The following is a 21,006-nucleotide window of genomic DNA, read 5'->3' on the forward strand; positions in this document are numbered from 1 at the left end:
CATCCTTCCCTCGAAGCCGACAAGAAGGGCGGTAGGCTGCGGACACGTGATGGTCGACAAGCGACACCCCAGGCGGGGCGGACAGGCCGGACCTGCCGCGGTTCCGCTGTACGGTTTCCAGCCCCCGGTCGGTACTCCCTACGGCCTTGAGGTGAGTACCGTCGAGGACTTCTTCGCCCAGCACGACGACTGGCCGTGGAACCCGCCCCGTCCTGGCCGCGCCACCTTCCACTACCTCATTGCGGTCACCGAGGGCGAGTTGCGGCATGACGTCGACTACGTCACGCGGACCGTCGCCCCCGGCCAGTGGCTGTGGGTGCGTCCCGGGCACGCGCAGTGCTGGCATCCACCCGGCGCGGCCCGCGGCCCGTTCATCCTGTTCGAACCGGACGTGCTGCGGCCCGACCTCGCCCGTCTCCTGGCCCCGCTCACCGCGCACGAGGCCCCTGCCGTGCTGAGCCCGCACCCCGACGACGCCGCCTGGCTCCAGCAGACGGCACTCCAACTCCTGGACGAACACAGGGCCCTCGGGCGCCGCCCCCTCGACGTCCACCACGCCCTGCGCCGCAGCCTGCTCGAATCCCTGCTGCTGCGCCTGGCCAACTCCCCGGGCATCACCCCCGTCGGAACGGCCACGGCCGGCACCGGTCGTGGCGACAGGTACGGACGCTTCCTGGACGCCCTGGAGCTGCACTTCCGCGAACTGCACCAAGCCGCGGACTACGCCGAGCTGCTCGGGTGCTCAGTCCGCACTCTCAGCCGCGCCGCACGGGAAGCCACCGGCAAGGGGGTGCGCGAGCTCATCGACGAGCGGCGCCTCCTCGAAGCCCGGCGCCTGCTGGGAGGTGCCCGGTGGGACGCCCGGACCGTGGCCGTCCACCTCGGCTTCACCGATCCCGCGAACTTCGGCCGCTTCTTCCGCGACCGCACCGGCCTCACCCCGGCCGCCTACGCGGCCCGCGACACCACGACCCACCCGTGAGCGGAGTGCGGCGGCCCGCGGACCCCTGACCGTCCGGGCAACGGGCGCTCATGCTGCGAGGCTTCCGATCGATTCGGAGGCCCGCCCGGGCTGGGTCAGACCCAGTTGGGGGCATGCTCTTCGGCGTAGCGGGCGCCGAATCCGCCGGTCGGGAGGATCTCGTGGATCGCGGCGAGATCGGCCTCGGTGAGGGTGACGTCGGCGGCGTGGGCGTTTTCCTCCATGCGGGCTGCGCTCCGGGTGCCCGGGATCGGGACGATGTGCTCGCCCTGGGCGAGCAGCCAGGCCAGGGCCAGCTGGGAGACGGTGATGCCCTTGGTCGCGGCCAGGTCGCCGAGTCGGTCCACGGCTTCGACGTTCTTCTCGAAGTTGCCGGGCTGCCAGCGCGGGTCGGTGTTGCGCATGTCGGTGGCGTCGTACTGTCCCGCGGGCTTCGCGGTACCGGTGATGAAGCCGCGGCCGAGGGGCGAATAGGGGACGAAGCCGATGCCGAGCTCCTGGAGGACCGGGAAGAGCTGCTCGACGTCGCGCTCGAAGAGCGAGTACTCGGTCTGCAGGACCGAGACCGGCTGGACGGCGTGCGCCTTGCGGATGGTCTGAGGGCCGGCCTCGCTGAGGCCGAAGTACTTGACCTTGCCCGCGTCGATCAGTTCCTTGACGGTGCCCGCGACGTCCTCGATCGGCACGTCCGGGTCCACGCGGTGCTGATAGAGGACGTCGATCTGGTCGACGCCCAGGTAGCGCAGGCTGTTGTCGGTGACCTTGCGGATGTTGTCCGGGCGGCTGTTGAGGCCCAGGCCCTGCTCGGTCTGCGCAAAACCGAACTTGGTGGCCAGCACGACCTCGTCGCGGAAGTCCCTTACCCCCTTGCCGAGCAGAACCTCGTTGTTGCCCGTGCCCCAGCCGTAGAGCTCGGCGGTGTCGAAGAAGGTGACGCCCAGATCGTGGGCGCGGCGGATGGCGGCAATGCCCGCCTCCTCGTCACCGGGGCCGTACCCCATGGTCAGGCCCATCGAGCCGTAGCCGATCGCCGAGACGGTCAGGCCCTGGGTGCCGAGTGTCCTGTGTTGCATGTGGATCCCCTCATATCAAACCAAACAGTTCGGTTTTAAGGCTACTCCGACCATCACCCAGCAGCAAACCAAACGGTTTGGTCGGGTAGCGTGGCAGCATGAGTGCCTCAATCCGCGCAGACTCGGTCCGCGACCGCATCGTGAGTGCCGCCAAGGCCGAGTTCTCCCAGCACGGGATCGCCGGGGCGCGGATCGACCGGATCGCCAAGGCCGCCAGGACCAGCAAGGAACGCGTCTACGCCTACTTCTCCAGCAAGGTGGCCCTCTACCGGTTCGTCTCCGCGCAGGAGCTGGCGGCCGTGACCGAAGCGACCCGCATGGACCCCACCGACCTGCCCCGTTACGCCGGCCGCCTCCATGACTACTTCACCCAACACCCCGACCGCTTCCGGCTCATGAGCTGGGGACAATTGGAGCTCAACGCCGGCGACTCCCTCCCGCACGACACCTTCCGGGAATCGGTGACCGGCAAGATCGAGCAACTTCGCGACGCCCAGGAAGCCGGCCAGCTGAACGCCGGCTGGGACCCGGTCGACATCCTGGTCTTCGTCCACCAGATCGCCACCGCCTGGGCTGCACAGCCTGACCTGCTGCCCCCGCACGACGAGGATCGCGCCACGTTCCTGGCGGCGCGCCGAGCTGCCATCGTCGCGGCCGTAGAGCGCCTGTTTCCCGCGACTACGAAGAACTGACCGCGCCCCGAGCCCTCGAAGCGGCGCCTCGCTTCATTGGTGCCCGGGAGGCTCGGGCGAGTGACCCAGCACTGTCGCATCTCGGGAATATCGAACAGCGGGTGACGGTGCCGCCTCCTCGAAGCCCGGCGATCAAGCATCAAGAGCCCGCCGGATGAACTCCTCGCGGGTCGCGCTGGAGGCGCGCGACACAGCCGCATGACCCGCCGTCATGTCGAACCCGTGGAAGCCTCCGGCCCACATGTGGAAATCGACGCTCACGCCCGCCTCGGACAGGCGGCCGGCGTAGATCAGGATCTCGTCGCGGAACCCCTCCGCCGAGCCGGTGTCGATGTAGGTGCGCGGCAGTCGGCTGAGGTCCTCGGCGCGGGCCGGCGCGGCGTACTGCGACACGTCCGGGCCGCCGCGCCGCTCGCCCAGTAGGGAGGTCCACCCGTACAGGTTGCTGTGGCGGTCCCATACGCCTCCGCGGTCCACCATGCGACTGCTGTGCGTCTCGAAGCGGTCGTCGAGCATGGGGCAGATCAGAACCTGGTGGCTGAGCCTGGGAAAGGCGCGGTCGCGGGCGAGCAGCGCGGTCCCCGCCGCGAGGCCGCCGCCGGCACTGATTCCGGTGATCAGGAGCCGCTCGGGGTCGATACCGAACTCGGCCGCGTTCTTCACCGTCCACACCAGCCCCGCGTAGCAGTCCTCGACCGGAGCGGGGTCGGGGTGCTCCGGCGCCAGTCGGTACTCGACCGACACGACGACCGCACTCCCATCGATCACATGGGGGAGGAGATGGCTCACGTGCGCCCGGCGGTCCCCCATGATCATCCCGCCACCGTGGATGTGGACGATGCCCCCCTTGGGGCCTCGGTCCTCGACGGGGCTGAGAATCAGCAGAGTGATGTCCGGCGCGCCTTCCGGCCCGGGTACCTGGCGCTCCTCCACCCGCACCCTGCCGTCCGCCGTCAGATCCTCCGGTTCCACCCCGGGGAGCCCCTCGGTCACCTGCCGTCGGATCTCTGGGAGGGTCTCGTCCGACACGGGTGGAAAAGCAGCGCCCAGCGCCTTCTCGACGGGCGCGAGCTCCGGGTCCAACGGGGGCCGGGTGGTCAAGGCACCGAAAAAGTCTGCCGCTGTCTGGTCTGTCATCTGTTCCCTCCTTCGGAAACGACGGGGAGCGGCGACGCTCACCGCCGGGTTGAGGCACTCACTGCGGACGATGTGCGGGTTCGAGTAGATCGAGTCGATGTGTGCGATGGCCTTGTCGCGTCCCACGATCAGTTCCTTGAGGATCGGGTCGAAGTAGCCGACCTCCTCGGCGCAGTTGTCGAGGTAGCCGCGGTTGTCGCCGATGCTCCACCGTTCGTTGAAGGACTTCTCCAACTCCAGGATGGTCTTGCTGATCTCCGCCTTGTCGACGCCCGTATTCGGTTCCTCTGCCGGTTTCTCTGCCGGTTTCTCTTACGGATGCTGTGGCCGGTCGTTGTCGGCCGTCGTGCATCGGGGGTGGTTGGTTGTTGTTTCTCGTTGCCCGGGTCTCAGTCGTCCAGGACGACGACGTGCTTGCCCGGCGGGGTGCCGGACTCGACGTCGGCCTGGGCGTCACGGACCTGTTCCAGGCCGTGGTAGACCTTCGCGACCGGGACTTTGAGGCGTCCTTCGGTGATGGCCTGGAGCTGGTGGGCGAAGACGTGGGCCGGGAGGTCGGTGGCCTGACCGCCGTAGGAGGTCAGCCGCACCCCGTTGGGGATCATGAACGGGGTGAAGTCGGGGATCGTCCACTGGCCGGCCAGGGCTCCGGTGAAGCAGACGGTGCCGTGCCGGCGGACGGTGCGGAGGGTGTCGGCGAGGACAGAGCAGCCCACCAGCTCCAGTACGGCGTCGACACCGTCCGGCGCCAGCTCGCGCACCTGGGCGGCGATGGTGCCGCTGTCGACGAGGGGATGGTCGACGCCCGCGGCCCGCAGGTCCCCGGCCCTCTCCGGGCTGCGGGTGGTGGACAGCACGGTGGCTCCGAGGTCCTTCGCGATCGTGGCCGCGCTCAGCCCGACCGTCGAGGTGCCGCCGCGGATCAGCAGCGTCTGCCCGGCCTCGAGGTCCAGGCCGGTGGTCAGCGATCCGTAGGCGGTCTGGAACATTTCCGGCAGTGCACCGACGACCTCCCACGGCAGGCCGGTCTCGAACGGGATGACCTGCCGTGCGGGGACGTTCACGTACTGGGCGTACGCGCCGTCGTACGAGCGGCCCATGCCGCCCATCATCGTGGCCACCTGCTGTCCCGGCCGCAGCCCGCTGTCCTCGTCTGCCTCATCGACCACGCCGACACTCTCGATGCCGGGAACACGCGGGTAGGTGACCACCGCATCCGACTCGCCCTTGCGGGTGGTGACCTCGGACTCGTTGACGCCGAACGCCTTCACCTTGATCCGCACCCAGCCGGGCTTGCGCACGGGGACGTGGATTTCCTTGATCTCCAGTGCGTCCAGGCCGCCGGGACGGGTGACGACGACGGCCCGCATCGTCGCGGGTGTGGCGTCGCCGGCTGCTGTCGGTTGGCTCATATCGAGTTCCTTACTCGGTTCGCCCGCTGGTGCCCTGTTGCGGATCGCCCGGTGACCGTCAGGGGCGGGCGATGTTCTCGAACAGGTCGAGGACCGCCTGGTAGCGCGCGCTGGGCTCGTAGGGAGGGTTGCCGACACTTCCCGAGGTGGGCCGGTCCGTGACGGCGGGCCACAGACGGGTCTGCTCGCCGGTGACGAAGTCGAGCACGAGGTCGCGGATACGCGTGTCACGCTCGGCCTGTTCAGGGCTGCGGCCCGGCCGTTCCCGGCCGACCAGGGCGTACATCTCGGTGCCGTGCACGGCGGGCGCACCCTCGGCGGGCCCGATCATGAGGAGATGGGCGTTGCCGCCCGCGGCGGCGTGGGCCAGAGCACCGCGAGCGGCGGGGAGCGTGAAAATGTAGTCCGTCAGGGACGCGGCGCGGACCTCGGCAGGGGTGCGGCCGCCCTGGTCGTAGCTATCGACGATCTTCTTGGCGCGGGAGCGGGGAATGCGCCACCCCGCGAATTCGTCGGTGACGCGGTCGACGGTGTGCGGGTCGAACCGGTCGAGGTCGTTCGCCACCCACCAGCCCATCTCGTCACTGGCCGTGCTCAGGAGTACGTCGATGTCCCGGTGCGAGCCCGAGGCGAGGACGTCCAGGGGGTGGGCGTGCAGCACCGAGCCGGGCTGTTCGGCGTCCAGGACGACGCCGAGGCTCTGGTTGTCCATCCCGCCACGGACTCCGAGATCCGTCGGGCAGACCTTGCGCAGGGCGGCCACCAGGGAGGCCGTGTCGAGATCGATCAGCTTGTCGGGGTTGCCCGCGACACCGAGTTCGGTGACGAACCGCTCCGCGAGCTCCTCGGCCCACCAGGCCGGGACGAGACGCGAGGGCGCGCCGGAGAACCCGGCCAGTCGCCGGTAGAGGCCGTCCGCGGAGGAGGCCCCGAGCAGCCCGAGAGTGGAATAGGCGCCGGCGCTGTGGCCGAAGACGGTGACGTCGTCGGGGTCGCCGCCGAAGGAGGCGATGTTCTGCCTGACCCAGGCAAGCGCGGCGATGACGTCCTGCAGGCCGAGGTTGCTGGCCTCGGCGAGTCGCCCGCCGTACTGCGACAGCGAGAGCGCGCCCAGTGCGCCGAGCCGGTAGTTGACCGACACGCTCACCACGCGCCCCGACGCGGCGAGACCGGCGGCGTTGGAGGTGATCTGCGTGTTCGCGCCGTACTCGAATCCGCCGCCGTGGACGTACACGGCCACCGGAAGCGCCTTCCCGGCCGGCCGGCTGGGAGCCCACACGTTCAGGTTCAGGCAGTCCTCGCCCATCCCGCTGTCCGCTTCGAGCCAGTCGCCGGCGTCGGGCTGGACGGAGGCGACGCCCTTGCGGTCGTAGGGGCGGTCCGGATCGAAGTCCGCGAGCACGGGGCGGCGGTAACGCTCGGCGATGGCGAACGGGATTCCCCACCAGGACCGCACCCCTGGTGCAGTCGGGGCCTTGGACGCGGTGGCGGTCATGGCGTGAGATTCCTTCCGGCGCGGTCCGGGTATGTCGCGCGGCGTGTCGGCGGCTGGTTGCTTACGGTGACGCTCCCCCGATCATTTCCTGTGACCCGACAAATCGCCCGACAGACAGCGGTCACCTGGTGGTCACCAGGCGACACTTGTCTGCTCCCCCTCTTCTTCTCATGGCCCGTCGCGCCGGGCGGGCGAGGGCGATCTGAGAGCGCGAGTTCGATTCTCGTCACCCGCTCCATGGAGAAGGCCCAGGTCAGAGACCCGGGCCTGTTTGCTGTCCATCGTTGTGGCGGACCCGTCCGCTCCGGGAGCTGATGGGCTCCCGGAGCGTGGGGCGATACGCGCAAAGCGGTTCCCGGCACCGTGCGGTCAGCTGCCCGAGAGCCAGTCCGCCAAGTCGTAGACGGCATGACAGTAGGGGTCGTGAACGTCCTTGCGCATGCGGTCCAGCTCGCCCAGCAGAAGGACCGGGAGGACGGTGTGCACCGCCGTTACGCCGACCATGACGGAGCCTTTCTCGTCTTGGAGGGGGAGGTTGATGCCGAACGGTGGTGCGTCCTGTGATTCGGGGGTGTCCAGGTAGAGGCGGCACGTTGTCTGGTCGAGAAGGAGGAAACCGCGCAGGCGCAGCTCTGGGGGCTCTTCCGGTTCCGGAGGGAGGGAGAACGCAGCCGCCGCGGCATGCAGTGCGTCCGACACCTTGAAACGCGGCTCGGCTACGAAGGCGTGAACGGGGGCGGATGCGTCGATCACGGGGATCCCGAAGGCGTCGCGCGGTGCCTCCTCGATCTCGCGTTCCGAGCGGTCCGCCGCCACGCCGCGCAAGGCGGCTGCGAGGTCCCCCGGGGGGATGTTCCCGCCCTGGGTGTCCGTGAGCGGCACGTCGAAAGCGACGGAGCTGTCGAGCCGCTGCCCGTCCCAGAGGACGACGCGGCCGGCGCCGGGTCGGTCCGGGGAGGTCACCACACCTCGGACGAGCCGGACTTCCGGTCCGAACGTGAAGGCCGTGACACGGCTCAGCATTTCGTGCGCCAGCTGCGCCTGCAGACCGGACAGACCCGTCTCGTCCCATGCCATCGAGTGCTCCGTCATACTCGGTTCAACGCGTCCGGGCATTTGTTGGCACCCTGGCAGAATGCCGTGATCACGCCGATCTTGTCGTCGGTGTCCGCGAGCTTGTACTTGTGGTCGCTGGTCTCCCAGTGGTACTGCGCAATGACCTTGACCTTGACCTTGGCGAGAATGATCCCAAGGGTGTCGTACAGCACAGCGCCGTACACCTTGCGAGTCTTGGTGCTCCCTCGCTCGGGATGCTCGTTCACCGCTGCCTTGATCACTTTCTCGCTGTGGATGTTGTGCGGTCCGGAGAACTGGACCCAGCCGAAAGACCGGTTTCCTTGACGGGTTGGGATGTAGCGCCCGTCCTTGTCATGGGCCACGAACTTCACCACGCTCCAGTGGCTGCTCACGGCATCATCGTCTGCCGCCGTGTCACTTTCCGCGATATCGGATTCTCGTCACCCGCTCTACGCGAAACCCCAGGTCAGCGACCTGGGGTTTGTGTTTTGCCGCTATCTCTCAAGGCTTTTCGCCCCGCCACGCACTCGAAGATCGGGCACGCAGAGGGCACGAGTGTTTGGCTGAGGCCAGCCAGCCCCTGCTCCTCGAGCTGGTGTGTACCGACTGACCTGCTGTTTTCACGCTGCGCAGTACAAGATCACACGAGGAAAGCCCTCAGCCTGCTGTTCCCGTAGGACCGCTGGCGGACGGCGCGACGCATGACACCAGCCCAAAGCCTTCGGGCAAGCTATGCCGCCGCGCTGCCCTGATCACCACTTGCCGGCATCCGCAGTGTGTGGTCACCGAAGTCGGCAACCAGGTCCAACCTGCCGCCGAGCGCCTCGACATAGCGTGCGATGACATCGAGAGTGGCGACCTCACCATGCTCGATCTGGGATACGCGAGCGATGCTCACACCCAGGCGGGCAGCCACTTCCCGCTGGGCCAGCCCGTACTGCTTGCGCGCCTCGGCGAGTTGATGCCCACGGGCTTCCGCCAAGAGACGGCGCGCTCCAGCTTCCACCTCGGCGGGATCCACACCGGCCGAGTACAGCTCCTGCTCCAGGGTCTCCCAGTCCTGCGGGACCTTCTTGGGCATACCCACTCCTCAGTCCTCCGTGTCGCCGGCGTAGTCGCGGTAGAGCTGTTCAGCCAAAGGAACGTTGTCGCGGTACCAGCGATCCCAGTTTCCCGCCTTGTCGCCCCCGAGGAGTAGCAAGGCTGAACGAGTCGGATCAAAGGCGAAGATGATCCTGATCTCGGACCGGCCGCCCGACCCTGGCCTCAACTCCTTGAGGTGGTGCAGTTCCGATCCCTTCAGCCGATCCACGAGGGGACGCCCCAGAGTAGGACCTGCGTCACGCAGGGCGGCAACGGCCTGAGCGACTTGGGAGGCAGAACCGAGGTCCTCATGCGCAGAACGTTGGTGGCGATGCCGTACAACCAGGGGCGCAGTCCGTCGCCCTCGGGCACGTCGGCGTCTTCGTCCAGGGCCGCGGCTTCGGGCCTCAGCTTCTCCCTGAGCCGCCAGGCTTCCAGGAAGGTCAGGGACACCACGTCCTCCGCAGTGCCCCGGTCTGGCGACAGGCGGGCGGCATGACCGTAGACGGCCCGGGCATGCGCGCCGAACAGTTCGGCGAAGGCTTCCGGATCGCCGGCGCGTATCCGGTCACGCAGGGAAAGTTCCACAACCGGCCCTGTCCGCTCGACACTCGTCGTCTCTGTGGCGACGATCACATCACGAGCGGATCCTCCAACTCGCCTCGTGTGCGAACGCAAGGGCAACCGGCCCGGCCGACGGCCGTCCCTCCGGACCTGCGCCGTCCCAGACCCCACGAACATCCGCCAGACCCCTGGACCGGCCGCGTGCCCATAGCGTGCCCTCAAGAGCGGTCAACCGGGGAAACAGCGGTGCGATCCCGCACTCCCGACCGCGACGCCGGAGCGCATATGACCAGGTCAGCGGCTGTCTCACCTCGAAAGTGCCGTCGCTTCCCAAGCTGAGCGCGCGAGTTCGATTCTCGTCACCCGCTCTTCTTGAAGCCCCGGGTCAGCGGCCTGGGGCTTGTCTTCTTGGGGAGCCGTTGCTGCGTCTTACGAGTACTTCTGTAACCCGAGATTGGGCACGCAGAGGGCACGCATGCCTTGAGAGGGCACCCCCATCACGTCGCAGCGTGGCGCTGACCTGCACTTTCACGTAGATGAGCCGGCGGCGAGCCCTCAGCTCGCTGTTCCTGGGCGATGGCGGACAGCCGTCCTGCACGCGCTTCGCCGTGAACGGTGCACAAGCCCCCTCGCGGGAGTGGGCACTTGACCGCCGAGGGTCCCGCGTCAGAGCGGGAGGTCGTCGGGGAGTAGCCGGAACGCCTTGTAGCGGCCCAGCGGGCGTACGGCGCGGAAGTCTCGTCGGTCGAGGGTGAGGATCGCGTCCGTGTCGTAGTCGGCGGCAAGCGCCACGTTCACCGCGTCGGCGAGGTCGAGGTCCAGCGCACGGTAGCGGACACGGACGGACTGGGCGGCGCCCAGGTGGTCCTCGGTGATCTCCGGCATGACGACACGACCGCGGTTCATCCAGCGCCGCAGGTCGTCGACCGCGCTGAGGGCAGCTTCCCTGCCGAGCTCACGCGTCGCCACGTGATCCAGTTGGGTCAGCAGGAGCGGGGACATGACCAGCAGGCCAGCCGCCATGATCGCCTCGTTCGCCGCCCGGTGTTCCGGATGAGCCGAATCCAGGGCTGCCAGAAGGCCGGACGTGTCGGCGATGACAATGATCACGCGGCGGATCCGGAACCCGGGCCGGCCTCACGCCGGACGGCCTCGGCGACCGTGTCGCGGACCTCCGACTTGGACAGCGTGCGCCCCGGCCCCTCGAAGGTTCGTGAGAACAGCGGCTCGTCCCAGACCCGGTTCGCCATGGCTGCAAGGTGGATGCCCTGGCGGATGATCTCGGCCTCGCTTATGCCTCGGCGCTTGGCGGCCTCCTTGATGAGGGCCAAGTCCTCGGGGTCGGCGTAGACGTTGGTGCGCTTCATGGACATGTACCAAGAGTAGTCCATGTACCGGATCGATGTATCCGGCGTGGGGTTGGACGCGGAACGTTTCCAGGTCAGCCACACCACCGCCGCCCGCTCCGCCTGACGGCGAGCCCGGTCCAGTTGCGCGACTGAGGGGGCGACCGTACGAGTTCGTGTCGTACGCCGCCCCCTCCAGATCACTCCCGGAGACGAGGTGGAGCGGCCGGCGGTCGAATGAGCCTTCCACCCGTGGGTGGAGCGTCGCAGTCAGTGGCGGTGCTCGCCGTGCCCACCCCCTGCTGGATGCCCGTGTTGCGCGTGGGGGTCGTGATCGTGACCGGCGTCCGGCGATCCGCCCATCATGCGAAGCATCGACAGGCCGCCGGTACGGAAGAACCGTACGAGGAGGGCGGCGGCGAGGAGGAGGAAGGCGATGTTCAGCCAGGTGGTGTAGTTCCAGGAGACGCCTTCCATGGGGATCTTCGCGTGGCTGCGGTCGGGGACGAGGCCGAGTCCGCCGAAGGCGAATTCGACGACGTATCCGGCGGTGACCGTCGCGAGGTAGAAGGTGCCCAGGAGGAAGAGGGCCATCCTGGCGCCGTAGTACTTCCGGTAGATGTTCAGGATCGGCAGGATCAGCAGGTCCGCGAAGATGAACGCCACCACGCCGCCGAAGCTGATGCCGCCCTTCCAGAGCACCACCGCCAGCGGCACGTTGCCGATGGAGCATACGAACGACGCCATCGCCACCAGCGGGCCGATGACAGGGCCCCACAGCCTGGCCGCGAGCGGGTGGCCGTCGAAGAAGAAGACACGCCAGAACGCATCGGGCACCCAGGCGGCGATGGCACCGGCGATGAACAGGCCGACGACCAGGTCGCGCAGGATCGCCGCCCACTCCATGACGAAGACGTGCGCCGTGGCGGTGAATCCCTCGCGGGAGAGCAGCCGAGAAGTGAAGGAGCCTTCGCGCTGGACCGACATGTCCATCGCGGCGTGCCCCTCCATCGACCCGGCCAGCCCCCTCTCCGCCTGCTCGCGGGCCTGACGCAGCAGCTTGTCGCGCAGGAGCAGGCGGAACAGTACGGCCAGCACGACGATCATGATCGGGCCGCCCACGAATTCGGCGGCGGTGAACTGCCAGCCCATCAACAGCGCAAGGATCACGCCGAGTTCGACGACGAGGTTGGTGGAGGCGATCTCGAAGGCCATCGCGGCGGTGAAGTTCGCGCCCTTGCGGAACAGCGAGCGCGCCAGCGCCACCGCGGCGTAGGAGCACGAGGAGGAGGCGGCGCCGAGGCCGGCGGCGACGGCGAGAGTGCGGGGCCGGTCGTCGCCGAGAAGGGAGACGATCGTGGACTTGCGGACCACGGCCTGGACGACCGCGGACAGGGCGAAGCCCAGGATCAGGGCCCAGGTGATCTCCCAGGTCATGGATCCCGTGATCGACAGTGCGTGCAGGACGGCGTGCATCTGTGAAGCCTTCCCTTCCCGGAGCGGCGTATGGGCCACGGACACGCGGCACCGCCGGGCGTCGGCCGACGCGCAGGGTCAGGGCGGCGGTGTGGAGCTTGCCACCGGTCTGGAACCGGAGGAACGGTCGCCAGTTGGCCGAGGTGGGCAGCTCGGCGTGGAAGGACAGGTCCGGGCCGCCGTTGTCACCGGTGACCTCTCACGAAACAGCGCCGGCGGGCGGCGACGTTCCACCCCGGGCATGGGTGCGGGCGCGCCGGGGGATCGTTTCTGTTGTGAGCGGACCTGATCTTCCCTGGCTGGGTGTACCGCTGGAGCACGGCCCCTGGGTCGCGGCCCTCGCGGCGCTGGCGGTCACACCGGGTGGCCTGTGGGTGCCGGCGCTGGTGCTGGAGCGCCGTCTGATGGGTTTTCGCACCGGGTTCGTGGCGGTGCTGCTGGGCGATCCGCTGCTGGCCGCGGCGGTCGCGCTGGGGGTGTGGCGGATGGGTGCGATGCCGCCGAGCGGGCCCGCCGGCCCATGGTGGGGACTGGCGTCCGCCGGCGGCTGGCTGGTCTTCGGTCTGGTGCAGTGGTATGGGGAGCTGCGGTCGGGATTCTTCACCCGTCAGCAGGCAGTCGCCCCCACCAAGATCTGGCATCAACTGGTGGTCTACCCGCTGCTCGGATACTGGCTGTGGACGGCCGGGGTCGGCGGCCTGCTGGCGCCCGGAGCGCGCCCCGTCGATGTCGCCGCACGCGTGGTGATCGTGGTGTGCGTCGGAGGCTGGGCGTTGATCAACGGCTACGACCGGTACCGCCCGAAGCTGGGCCATCCGCCGTACGACTGGCGACGGCTTCGCCCCCACCCGCGGCCCTGGCCCACCTCGTCCCTCACCCTGCGCTCCTACCTCACCGCCATCGCCATCGACACCGCCACCGGCATCGACGCCGAAGAGGGTGCCGGCCGCTGCTGACGGACACCGGTGCGGCGGGTCGGGAGTCACGGGGCCGGCGTGTCCTGATCGTCCGGGGCGGGGGAGGGCTCGGTCGCTCCGGCGGCGCGACGGTGGAGCAGGTGGCGTGCGGCTACGACGGCGAGTGCGAGGCCCGCCGCGGCGAGCAGGTACAGCTCGTACCGCTGGATGGCCGGGTACAGGGTGCCGATGTGGTCTCCGGCGGCGTAGCCGAGGGTCACCCAGACACCCACCCACAACACCGCCCCCAGCGCGTTGAAGGCGAGGAACCGGCGCCAGGGCATCTCGCTCAGCCCTGCGATGATGCCGTTGGCCTGGCGCAGTCCCTCGATGAAACGGGCGACGGTGACGACCTTGCCGCCGTGCCGGGTGAAGAACGCCTCGGCCTTGGCGACACGCGCCGGGGTGAGCAGCACGTAGCGGCCGTAGCGCGTCACGAGGCGGTGGCCGCCGTACCGGCCGATGACGTAGCCGATGTTGTCACCGCAGACTGCGGCGAGTACCGCGATCACGGCGACCGCGAGGACGTTCAGCCGACCCGCTCCGGCGTAGACGGCGGCGGCGATCAGCACCGTCTCCCCGGGGACCGGCACGCCGAAGTCCTCCAGGAAGAGCAGGCCGCCGACCGCCGCGTAACCCCAATGGTCAAGGAGTGGGGCGAGGGCGGCGAATACGCCGGGCAAGGGAGGTGCGGTCATCGTGGATCACCTCTGGAACCGAGGCTACCGGGCGGCCTGGGCGGTGGTGCCGGGCAAGGCAACCGTCGGCCAAATCTACTACCTGTTGTAGAAGCGAGGTCGGTGGACCGGCGGCCTGTTGTCCGGATCACGGCTGTTCGTCAGCCCGCACCCGCTCACAGCAGCCCGCTCGCGGGTGGTGAAGGGCGGGACGGCCTCTAATACGTCACGGCCTCTAATACGTCGGTCTCGGGCTGGGCGGTGCGACGGTAGCGCCGTCCCCCTTCGAGGGCGTCGGTGACGGGGTCGCCGTGCCGGCGGTCGGCGTCGCCGTTGGTGTCGCTGTGGTCGGCACGGATCCTGGCGGCGGTGACGCCGATCCGCTCGAGCTCACGGGCGGTGCAGAGGCGCTGCGGCTCGACTTCAGGGCAGCCGCCGCGCCGTGTTTCCTGGAGGCGGGCTGGGCATGAGATCCGGTTGGCGCAGCCGCAGCGTGGGACGCGCCGAATGCTCTGGAGGGAGACTTAGCGCCGTGAGATCGGGTGGGTGGGAGGGCACCGGGCCCGCTGTTGGCAGTCGCCGTACCGGAGGGCGGGTGCGTGCGGGTCACGGCGGGCGTCGCTGCTGCCCGGTCGTCGCTTCCGCTGGTGCTCGATGTGACGGCGAGAGTCGCGCCCAGGGCCACGGAGAGGGCCAGGGCCGTGCCCGCTGCCAGGCGACGGCTGTGGCGAGTGCCGCCGGGGAGGTCGCGCCGGGTGACCGCCGCTCCCTGAGACCGTATGTGCTCCTCCGTTCCGGGGTGAGCGGCCGGCGGCGTCGGAAGGCGCGCCTCGGAGGGCGCCGAGAGCGGCAGGGGGTATGGATCAGGTCCGGCGTGCCGGTAGGCGAGGGCTTGCGCGCACTGCTCGGCGTCCGGGCGGGCCTCCGGGTCCTGGGCGGTCATGGCCCGCAGCAGGGCCGCGAGGTCCGACGGGAGCCAGGCGGGGACTTCGGGTGGGCGGTGCAGGCGGGCGATCGTCGCTTCCAACGGGGTGCCCTGGTACTCCAGTTCGCCTTTCAGGCACTCCAGTAGGACCAGACCGAGCGCGTAGACGTCGGCGGCCGGCCCGATCCGCCTGCCCTCAACCTGCTCCGGTGCCAGATAGGCGGCGGTGCCCAGCAGCACGTCCGGTGCCGTGTGGCGGGTGGCGTCGGCCAGGCGCGCGATGCCGAAATCGGCCAGGTGAGGAGCACCGGCCGCATCGAGGAGGATGTTCGACGGCTTGACGTCTCGGTGCACGACGCCGGCCCGGTGGACATAGGTCAGCGCCCGCGCGAGGGCGGTGCCCACATTCACCACACGCCGCTCAGGCAGCGCTCCGTACTCCAGAAGGCCGCGCAGCGTGGGGCCCTCGATCAGTTGCATGACCAGGTAGGTGCGGTCGTCGTGGCGGCCGGCGTCGTAGACGGTGACCAGGTTCGGGTGCTGCAGGCGGGCCAGAAGGACGGCCTCCGCGGTGAGACGGTCCTCTGTCTGCGGGTCCGGACCGGGTCGGAATACCTTGACGGCCACGGGGCGCCGAAGGCGCGTGTCAACGCCCTCGTACACGTCGGCCATGCCTCCCGAGCCGATTCTCGCGCCCAACCGGTAGCGGCCGGAGAGGACTTCGGCAGGCTGCTCATCCGCTGGAACCGACGCGGGTGTCGGCGGGGCTGCTGACTGGCGGGCCTTCATCTGGTTCTCCGTTGCTGTCACCGCGTACCGGACTCGGCCATGGGCCATGCTCCGAGGCGGGTACCCCCAGCCTGTGCCAGATATCCGGACCAAGTCGGCGCAGCGTCGAAAACGGCCCTGCCTCCCTCCGTGGCCGGCGCGTTCGCGGCAGGTCGGACCGGCTGCCAGCCGGACAGCGGCTCTGCCGCAGCCGGCAGCACCGGCGACTGCTGATCGACCGTGCCTGCTCCGGCCGTCCCGTCGCACACGTCGCCGCGGAAATGGGTGTCTCGCGTCCCACGCCCCACAAGTGGATCCGGCGCCGGCGGTCCGAGAGGCCACATAAGCGCCGTCGCTTCCCAAGCTGAGAGCGCGAGTTCGATCCTCGTCAACCGCTCCAGATCGAAGCCCCGGGTCAAAGGCCTGCCGTTTGTCTGTTGTCCAGGCCGATTTGGGGTTGCGTGCCTCTTTCGGGTCCTAGGAGTAGCTCCAGTCCATGTCGCTCTGCTGGGCTGGTTCCCTGATCACGACCATGCGCTGGGCGTCTTCGTCCCAGATGCTGACGGAGCCGGTTTCGTTGTCGACGTAGGTCACCTGCCCGATACGGTCGACCTGCCGTGTATAGCCCGGGAAGTCGCGGTGCCGCGCTGCTCCGGTGGACGTTCCCACGTCCGGGATCGCATACGGGTGACCACTGCCCGAGGCGGTCAGGCTCCGGGAGTAGCCGGCGTGCGGAGCGTCGCCGCCCGTTCCGGACATCGGGACGTCCTCGTCGTACACCGGCCCGGACGCCTGGCCGGCCGGCACATTGGCTGCCTCCACCGCGTTGACGAGACGGGTGAGTGACCGTTCGGCCATGTGCAGCATGCGCGCCATCGACGACACGGTGTACTCGCTGCTGAGTGCGGCCACGGTCTGGGCCAGGGCGGCAGGCATGCTCCCGGGCTCGACGTACGACTTTTCCTTGCCCTTTTCCCTGCGGCGCCACTCGGAGTAGAAGTGGTCGTCAGCCGCCATCACCGGTTTGATCGTGGCCCAGCCGCTGGATTCCTTGTTCATGGACTTGCGGCTGGGCTTGGACGACTTCTTCTTGCTCGGCTCCGTCTTCTTCTCCGCGTATTTGCCCTTGTCCGGCCTGCGCGTGACGGGCGCGCCGGCTTCGCGACCGTCGCGGGCTTCATGGCCGGTTCGGTCCTTCACGTAGCGGTAGATGGCGGACTTGATGGCTTCCATGGTCCGCTCGCTCTCCACCTCGCTGATGATTTCGGCGAGTTCCGGACGGCTTGCCCTTGCCGTCTCCTCCCAGTACTTGAAGAGGCTCTTCTTCTCTTCCGATGTTCCGTTGAGCCAGGTGTTCTGGATCTGCTGCCGGTCCTCGGGACTGGTGATGATGCGGTCGGCGCGGAGCCTGGACTTGATCTGGTCCGATCCGTGGCCGACGCGGGCGGCCCCCGCCTCTGTGCCCGCGATGTCCTGCTTGCGGTCATGGGAAGAGAAGACCGGTTGCCCGCTCTCGTCGTAGTCCATCTCGATGTCGCTGAGGGACGGGGTCCGGTAGTTCCGCCGTGCGGCGAGCCCGGCGTCCACGATGCTCTCCGGGCCGTTGTTCTCGTAGGCATCCTGGGGTGGTTGCATGCGTGACAGAGCAGGCGTGGCCGGCATTTGTGAGGCCAGCTCCATCATGTAGCGCTTGAAATCCGGGTCGTTGACGACGTGCGCCTGGTGCCGGTACAGGTTCTCGAGCGATTCCCAGTAGTAGAAGCCCGGGTTCGGGTCGAAGTCGAGGTTTCGGAACCCCGCCTTGTTCCGGTAGTACGCCAGGGCCGCGGTGCAGCAGAGGCAACCCCGGTACCTGCCCATGATGGCGTGCTCGCCCCGGACCTCTTTGGGCCTGATCCCGGACCGGTGAAGAGCCAGGAGCAGCTTCTGCTCGGCGTGCAGCAGCCCCTTTTCCTCCTTGAAGGTGAGCAGGAAGATCGAGCCTTCGAACTTTTCGCTGGTGAGCAGTGTGTGCAGTTGCGGATCGCTGACATCCACGAGGGCCACGGGTTTGCCGTGGCGTGAGCGCAGTGCCTCGGCCGTGGCATCGTCCTCGTCCCCGCGCTGCCCCGCCATGACTGCCTGGGTCTTGAGGTCGGCCCGGTTCACCCGGTCGGAGTACTCCCGGGCGTCCGGTCCTGCCATCCCTCGCTCCCGGCCGGCCGTGCTCTGGTGCTTCGACACCATCGCCGCGTATCCGTCTTCGCTGCCGTCGGTCGTGAACCCCTTGAGAGCGTTCATCGACTCGTTGTAGTTCGTGGCGAAGAGCAGCCGGTTGTTGATCAGCATGCCCTGGACTTCGCGCTCCCGGTCGTCACGTGCGCCGTCGTCCTCCTGGACGCCCGCGATGGCGTCGTACGCCAGGAAGGCCTGGTGCGACAGGGTCTGGGACGTCGTGTCGTCCTCCATGGAACGCGCGTACCGCCGCCGGACCTGGTCAGGGCCCTGGCCGTGCCGTCCGCCTCCGTAGGCCTTCGTCCACTTCTCCTTGACGCCCGCGTCGATCTCCTTCGCGGTCTGCCGGGGCGTCTTCTTCTTCTCGTCCTTGCCTGCGCGCTGGACGGGAGTTGAACCCGAACCGAGGAGCCGTACGACGGCGCTGTTGCCTGCCGTGCTCTGCAGGGAACGCGTCCGGGCTACGGCAGTCCCGTCGACCGATCGCTGTACGGCCCCGGCCGACGCGGTCCCGCGGTGACCGACGCCGACGGACGGGGCCGTCAGGGCTCCGGCCGCGAACGCGGCACCGTCGGCCGCTGCTGTCCGCTCGGAGTTCTGTTGGGGGTCGGTCACGCTGACACCGGCGCCGTTGTCGTTGCCCGTTTCCCGGACGCCCCTCAGGTTCTTGTCGACGTGGCCCAGTTCGTGACCCATGACCTCCTTGTCGCCGGCCATCCCTGGTCCCAGGAAGACATGCGCCCCCACCGTCATCGCCTGTGCACCCAGAGCCTCGGTCGCGCGCTGCGCGACGTGGTTGTCGTGGATACGGGCGCTGGAGAAGTCGTTCTGGTAGAAGGAGTCCGCCTCAGCACGCAGAGCACCGGACAGAGGACGGCTCGGCGAAGAAAAAGCGGACTTCAGAAGCGCGCTCTGGACGGCAGGGTCGGCGCCCTCGCTACTGTCGTGACCGCAGCCTGCCCCGTGGACGTGCTGGTCCGGCCTGGAATCACGGGCGACGACCCCGGGATCCGCCAGACGCTGGATCGACATCACTTCGGCGGAGGTCAGCGGATCGCGCGCGGGCGTGCCCGGGAAGGGAGTTCGCTGCCGAGCGCTCCACGTATCCTCGCCCGGCTGCTCCGACCGCGACCGCATATGGTTCGCCTCCGTGTGTATGGGGGGTGACGTCTCGTTCATCCATGCACTCGTGATGCAGCGGCACAAGTGACCACCGGGCGCGATCCCGGGCAGAGACCGGTGCCCTTACAGGCTCTCGGCTGGTGCCCCAAGCGCCGAGTCGACCGCCGGGTACAGGCGGTCTCCGGGGTGGGCGGTGCCGGCGAGGTGAGGGCGAACAGGCCGGCCTCGGCTTCGGCGAGGATGCCGCGGCCGGCCAGGCGCTTCAGCTGGGCGTGCAGGTCGCGATCGCCGACTCTGAGCGCGGGGATCTTCCGTGGCGCCGAAACGGCAGCACTCGCCTTGCTGTTGGCCATCAGGCGGCAGCCCTTCCGAACCGGGACCGAGGCCTCTTCAGCGGCCCATGGTGCGAGAGGCGATGGACTCGCGAGGGGCACAGGGCGCTCTCGGGGATGCGGACGTATCTGCTGACCTTCACGAGTCGGATGCGGCGCTCATCGACGAGCCGCCGAGGAAGCGGGTCCGCTCGTGCTTGCCTCCTTCGGGCGCCGGGCTGACGGCATGTCGGGTACGCGCGGCACAGCGCCGGCCTCCTGGGGAGCGGTGTGCGCCGTGTCACGCAAGCAAGGGCCGTCCAAGTTGCCCAGGTCACAGCGCAAATGCCCGTTTAGCCTCCATGCTCGAACCGGATGCAGCCCGAAGTAGACCGCACTGCCACTGACTTGGATGAACTGTGTCGAAGTGGGCTATGACACAGCGTTCGTGGCGTTCTCCTCGTTCCCTGTAGAAAGGTGCCAACCATGGCCGCTTACCTGTGCCCGCCTGCCGTGATACACGGCGAGCACACCGTGCAGACCAGCCAGATCGTGGAGGAAGTGCGCGGTCGGCACCCGCACGCGGCGTGGGCGCCGCGGATTGACGGCATCGCGGCCAGTACGGGCATCGAAACCCGCAGGTGGATGCTGCCGCTGGAGACCGCCGTCGCGCCCGGCAACGGGAGCGGCCTGCCGGCTGCCGGCATCGGGCCGGCCCGAGAGGCGCTGGCCGGTGACGGGTTCACCGAGCAGGACGTGGATCGCGTGATCGCCGCGCTTGAGGCGATACCGGCGCCGCAGACCGTCCAGGAGCGCACCGCACCGGCCTGGGCGGCCGTGCAGTCCTGTGGGGAGCAGGCGGCGCGGGGGGCCCTGCAGATCGCCGGGCTGGACGCCGCAGACGTCGACTGCTTGATCACCAGTCACTCCACCACCCCGGCGCTGCCGGGGCTGGACGTGGCCCTGGCCAACAAACTCCCGCTCCGCGACGACGTGCTGCTGCTGCCGGCCACCCAGTGGGCCTGCATAGCCGGGACCCGCTCCCTGGCGCTGGCGGCGGATCTCGTGGCCGCGGACCCCGACCGGGTGGTCCTGGTGGTGATCGCGGAGGCACTGAGCACGACCTACCAGCCCGCGGACGAGACTCTGGAGTCCTTGATCGTCCGGTTGCTGTTCGCGGACACCGCGGTCGCTGCGGTGGTCACGGGCCGCTCGAGGGCCGAGTCGGTGCTGCGGCTGGACGCCGCCTGGCACCACACCCTGCCGGGCACCCAGGACCTGCACCGCCTGGAGACACGGGAGGACGGCACCCACTTCGTGATGGACCGGCGCGGGCCGCGCGCCGTACAGGAGACGGTCACCGCGATGTGGGAGTGGTTGCGCCTCCGCTACCAGGACGACCCCGACTCGTGGCACCCCGACGTCCTGCTCGCCCACCCCGGCGGGACGCGAGTGCTGGAGTACATGGAGCAGACGATGCCCGACGGGTGGCCGTCGGGGCTGCTGGACTACAGCCGGGACAGCTACACCAGCGGCAACCGCGGCGGCGCCGCCGTGTTCGACATCCTGCGCAGGGCGCACGACGCCGGGCAGAAACGGGGCAGTCGTGCCGTCCTGTACGCGGCGGCCCCGGGCCTCACGGCCACCGCCCTGGAGGGGGAGTGGCTGTAGTGCGAGCTCGCGCCGCCCGTACCGC

18 protein-coding genes and 1 pseudogene are annotated in these 21,006 nt (G+C 69.0%); 4 read left to right on the forward strand and 15 right to left on the reverse strand.

Annotated elements, in window-relative coordinates; genetic code table 11:
- The first annotated feature begins 151 nt into the window (after positions 1-151).
- Positions 152-982: a helix-turn-helix domain-containing protein gene (locus tag ABTY98_RS16325; RefSeq protein ID WP_352221563.1), complete on the forward strand. Its 831-nt coding sequence runs from the start codon at positions 152-154 to the stop codon at positions 980-982.
- Between the two features lie 95 nt (positions 983-1,077).
- Here the strand turns inward: ABTY98_RS16325 and ABTY98_RS16330 are convergent, their stop codons facing one another.
- A complete protein-coding gene (locus ABTY98_RS16330) occupies positions 1,078-2,055 on the reverse strand; it encodes an aldo/keto reductase (RefSeq protein ID WP_352221564.1) in 978 nt (325 codons plus the stop codon).
- A 98-nt stretch (positions 2,056-2,153) separates the two neighbouring features.
- Here ABTY98_RS16330 and ABTY98_RS16335 point away from each other — a divergent pair, with 98 nt between their 5' ends.
- Entirely contained in the window at positions 2,154-2,747 is a 594-nt protein-coding gene (locus tag ABTY98_RS16335; protein ID WP_352221565.1) for a TetR/AcrR family transcriptional regulator, read from the forward strand.
- A 132-nt stretch (positions 2,748-2,879) separates the two neighbouring features.
- Here the strand turns inward: ABTY98_RS16335 and ABTY98_RS16340 are convergent, their stop codons facing one another.
- The 11 genes and pseudogenes from ABTY98_RS16340 to ABTY98_RS16390 all read right to left on the reverse strand — a co-directional run bounded on the left by ABTY98_RS16340 (position 2,880) and on the right by ABTY98_RS16390 (position 12,337).
- Positions 2,880-4,118, reverse strand: coding sequence for an alpha/beta hydrolase fold domain-containing protein (locus ABTY98_RS16340; protein ID WP_352221566.1), 1,239 nt, complete (start codon positions 4,116-4,118; stop codon positions 2,880-2,882).
- Between the two features lie 155 nt (positions 4,119-4,273).
- A complete protein-coding gene (locus tag ABTY98_RS16345; protein WP_352221567.1) occupies positions 4,274-5,296 on the reverse strand; it encodes an alcohol dehydrogenase catalytic domain-containing protein in 1,023 nt (340 codons plus the stop codon).
- A 58-nt stretch (positions 5,297-5,354) separates the two neighbouring features.
- Complete coding sequence (locus ABTY98_RS16350) at positions 5,355-6,791, reverse strand: carboxylesterase family protein (protein ID WP_352221568.1); 1,437 nt, start codon at positions 6,789-6,791, stop codon at positions 5,355-5,357.
- Positions 6,792-7,160: 369 nt separating this feature from the next.
- A complete protein-coding gene (locus ABTY98_RS16355) occupies positions 7,161-7,868 on the reverse strand; it encodes a hypothetical protein (RefSeq protein ID WP_352221569.1) in 708 nt (235 codons plus the stop codon).
- Positions 7,869-7,879: 11 nt separating this feature from the next.
- Positions 7,880-8,260, reverse strand: coding sequence for a hypothetical protein (locus ABTY98_RS16360; protein WP_352221570.1), 381 nt, complete (start codon positions 8,258-8,260; stop codon positions 7,880-7,882).
- 338 nt (positions 8,261-8,598) lie between these two features.
- Positions 8,599-8,949, reverse strand: a complete 351-nt coding sequence (locus ABTY98_RS16365) for a helix-turn-helix domain-containing protein (RefSeq protein WP_352221571.1) — start codon at positions 8,947-8,949, stop codon at positions 8,599-8,601.
- Positions 8,950-8,958: 9 nt separating this feature from the next.
- Complete coding sequence (locus ABTY98_RS16370; RefSeq protein WP_352221595.1) at positions 8,959-9,297, reverse strand: type II toxin-antitoxin system RelE/ParE family toxin; 339 nt, start codon at positions 9,295-9,297, stop codon at positions 8,959-8,961.
- A gap of 62 nt (positions 9,298-9,359) precedes the next feature.
- Positions 9,360-9,692 (reverse strand): annotated as a pseudogene (locus ABTY98_RS16375) (RNA polymerase sigma factor); the annotation flags it as partial.
- 489 nt (positions 9,693-10,181) lie between these two features.
- On the reverse strand, positions 10,182-10,625 hold the full coding sequence (locus ABTY98_RS16380; RefSeq protein ID WP_352221572.1) for a PIN domain-containing protein: 444 nt from the start codon (positions 10,623-10,625) through the stop codon (positions 10,182-10,184).
- Entirely contained in the window at positions 10,622-10,888 is a 267-nt protein-coding gene (locus ABTY98_RS16385; RefSeq protein ID WP_352221573.1) for a ribbon-helix-helix domain-containing protein, read from the reverse strand. Before ABTY98_RS16385 ends, ABTY98_RS16380 begins: the two co-directional genes overlap by 4 nt.
- 243 nt (positions 10,889-11,131) lie before the next feature.
- Positions 11,132-12,337: a permease gene (locus ABTY98_RS16390; RefSeq protein WP_352221574.1), complete on the reverse strand. Its 1,206-nt coding sequence runs from the start codon at positions 12,335-12,337 to the stop codon at positions 11,132-11,134.
- Positions 12,338-12,612: 275 nt separating this feature from the next.
- On the opposite strand from ABTY98_RS16390, the gene ABTY98_RS16395 reads away from it, so the two are divergent.
- Positions 12,613-13,293, forward strand: coding sequence for a hypothetical protein (locus ABTY98_RS16395; RefSeq protein ID WP_352221575.1), 681 nt, complete (start codon positions 12,613-12,615; stop codon positions 13,291-13,293).
- Positions 13,294-13,319: 26 nt separating this feature from the next.
- Here ABTY98_RS16395 and ABTY98_RS16400 read toward each other — a convergent pair whose 3' ends face one another.
- From ABTY98_RS16400 to ABTY98_RS16415, 3 genes are all read right to left on the reverse strand, one after another.
- Complete coding sequence (locus tag ABTY98_RS16400) at positions 13,320-13,991, reverse strand: DedA family protein (RefSeq protein WP_352221576.1); 672 nt, start codon at positions 13,989-13,991, stop codon at positions 13,320-13,322.
- Between the two features lie 214 nt (positions 13,992-14,205).
- On the reverse strand, positions 14,206-15,732 hold the full coding sequence (locus tag ABTY98_RS16405) for a serine/threonine-protein kinase (protein WP_352221577.1): 1,527 nt from the start codon (positions 15,730-15,732) through the stop codon (positions 14,206-14,208).
- Between the two features lie 408 nt (positions 15,733-16,140).
- Complete coding sequence (locus ABTY98_RS16415) at positions 16,141-18,909, reverse strand: eCIS core domain-containing protein (RefSeq protein ID WP_352221578.1); 2,769 nt, start codon at positions 18,907-18,909, stop codon at positions 16,141-16,143.
- Between the two features lie 887 nt (positions 18,910-19,796).
- Here ABTY98_RS16415 and ABTY98_RS16420 point away from each other — a divergent pair.
- Complete coding sequence (locus ABTY98_RS16420; protein ID WP_352221579.1) at positions 19,797-20,981, forward strand: beta-ketoacyl-[acyl-carrier-protein] synthase family protein; 1,185 nt, start codon at positions 19,797-19,799, stop codon at positions 20,979-20,981.
- Positions 20,982-21,006 lie beyond the last annotated feature (25 nt).

Origin of the sequence: Streptomyces sp. NPDC096040, assembly GCF_040303265.1 — a bacterium.
GTDB lineage: Bacteria > Actinomycetota > Actinomycetes > Streptomycetales > Streptomycetaceae > Streptomyces.

Bases quoted from the DNA above. Each gene is read 5' to 3' on its own strand.
- ABTY98_RS16330 (WP_352221564.1), bottom strand. From the start codon at position 2,055: ATGCAACACAGGACACTCGGCACCCAGGGCCTGACCGTCTCGGCGATC.
- ABTY98_RS16335 (WP_352221565.1), top strand. From the start codon at position 2,154: ATGAGTGCCTCAATCCGCGCAGACTCGGTCCGCGACCGCATCGTGAGT.
- ABTY98_RS16345 (WP_352221567.1), bottom strand. From the start codon at position 5,296: ATGAGCCAACCGACAGCAGCCGGCGACGCCACACCCGCGACGATGCGG.
- ABTY98_RS16350 (WP_352221568.1), bottom strand. From the start codon at position 6,791: ATGACCGCCACCGCGTCCAAGGCCCCGACTGCACCAGGGGTGCGGTCC.
- ABTY98_RS16355 (WP_352221569.1), bottom strand. From the start codon at position 7,868: ATGGCATGGGACGAGACGGGTCTGTCCGGTCTGCAGGCGCAGCTGGCG.
- ABTY98_RS16365 (WP_352221571.1), bottom strand. From the start codon at position 8,949: ATGCCCAAGAAGGTCCCGCAGGACTGGGAGACCCTGGAGCAGGAGCTG.
- ABTY98_RS16385 (WP_352221573.1), bottom strand. From the start codon at position 10,888: ATGTCCATGAAGCGCACCAACGTCTACGCCGACCCCGAGGACTTGGCC.
- ABTY98_RS16390 (WP_352221574.1), bottom strand. From the start codon at position 12,337: ATGCACGCCGTCCTGCACGCACTGTCGATCACGGGATCCATGACCTGG.
- ABTY98_RS16400 (WP_352221576.1), bottom strand. From the start codon at position 13,991: ATGACCGCACCTCCCTTGCCCGGCGTATTCGCCGCCCTCGCCCCACTC.
- ABTY98_RS16405 (WP_352221577.1), bottom strand. From the start codon at position 15,732: ATGGCCCATGGCCGAGTCCGGTACGCGGTGACAGCAACGGAGAACCAG.
- ABTY98_RS16415 (WP_352221578.1), bottom strand. From the start codon at position 18,909: ATGTCGATCCAGCGTCTGGCGGATCCCGGGGTCGTCGCCCGTGATTCC.
- ABTY98_RS16420 (WP_352221579.1), top strand. From the start codon at position 19,797: ATGGCCGCTTACCTGTGCCCGCCTGCCGTGATACACGGCGAGCACACC.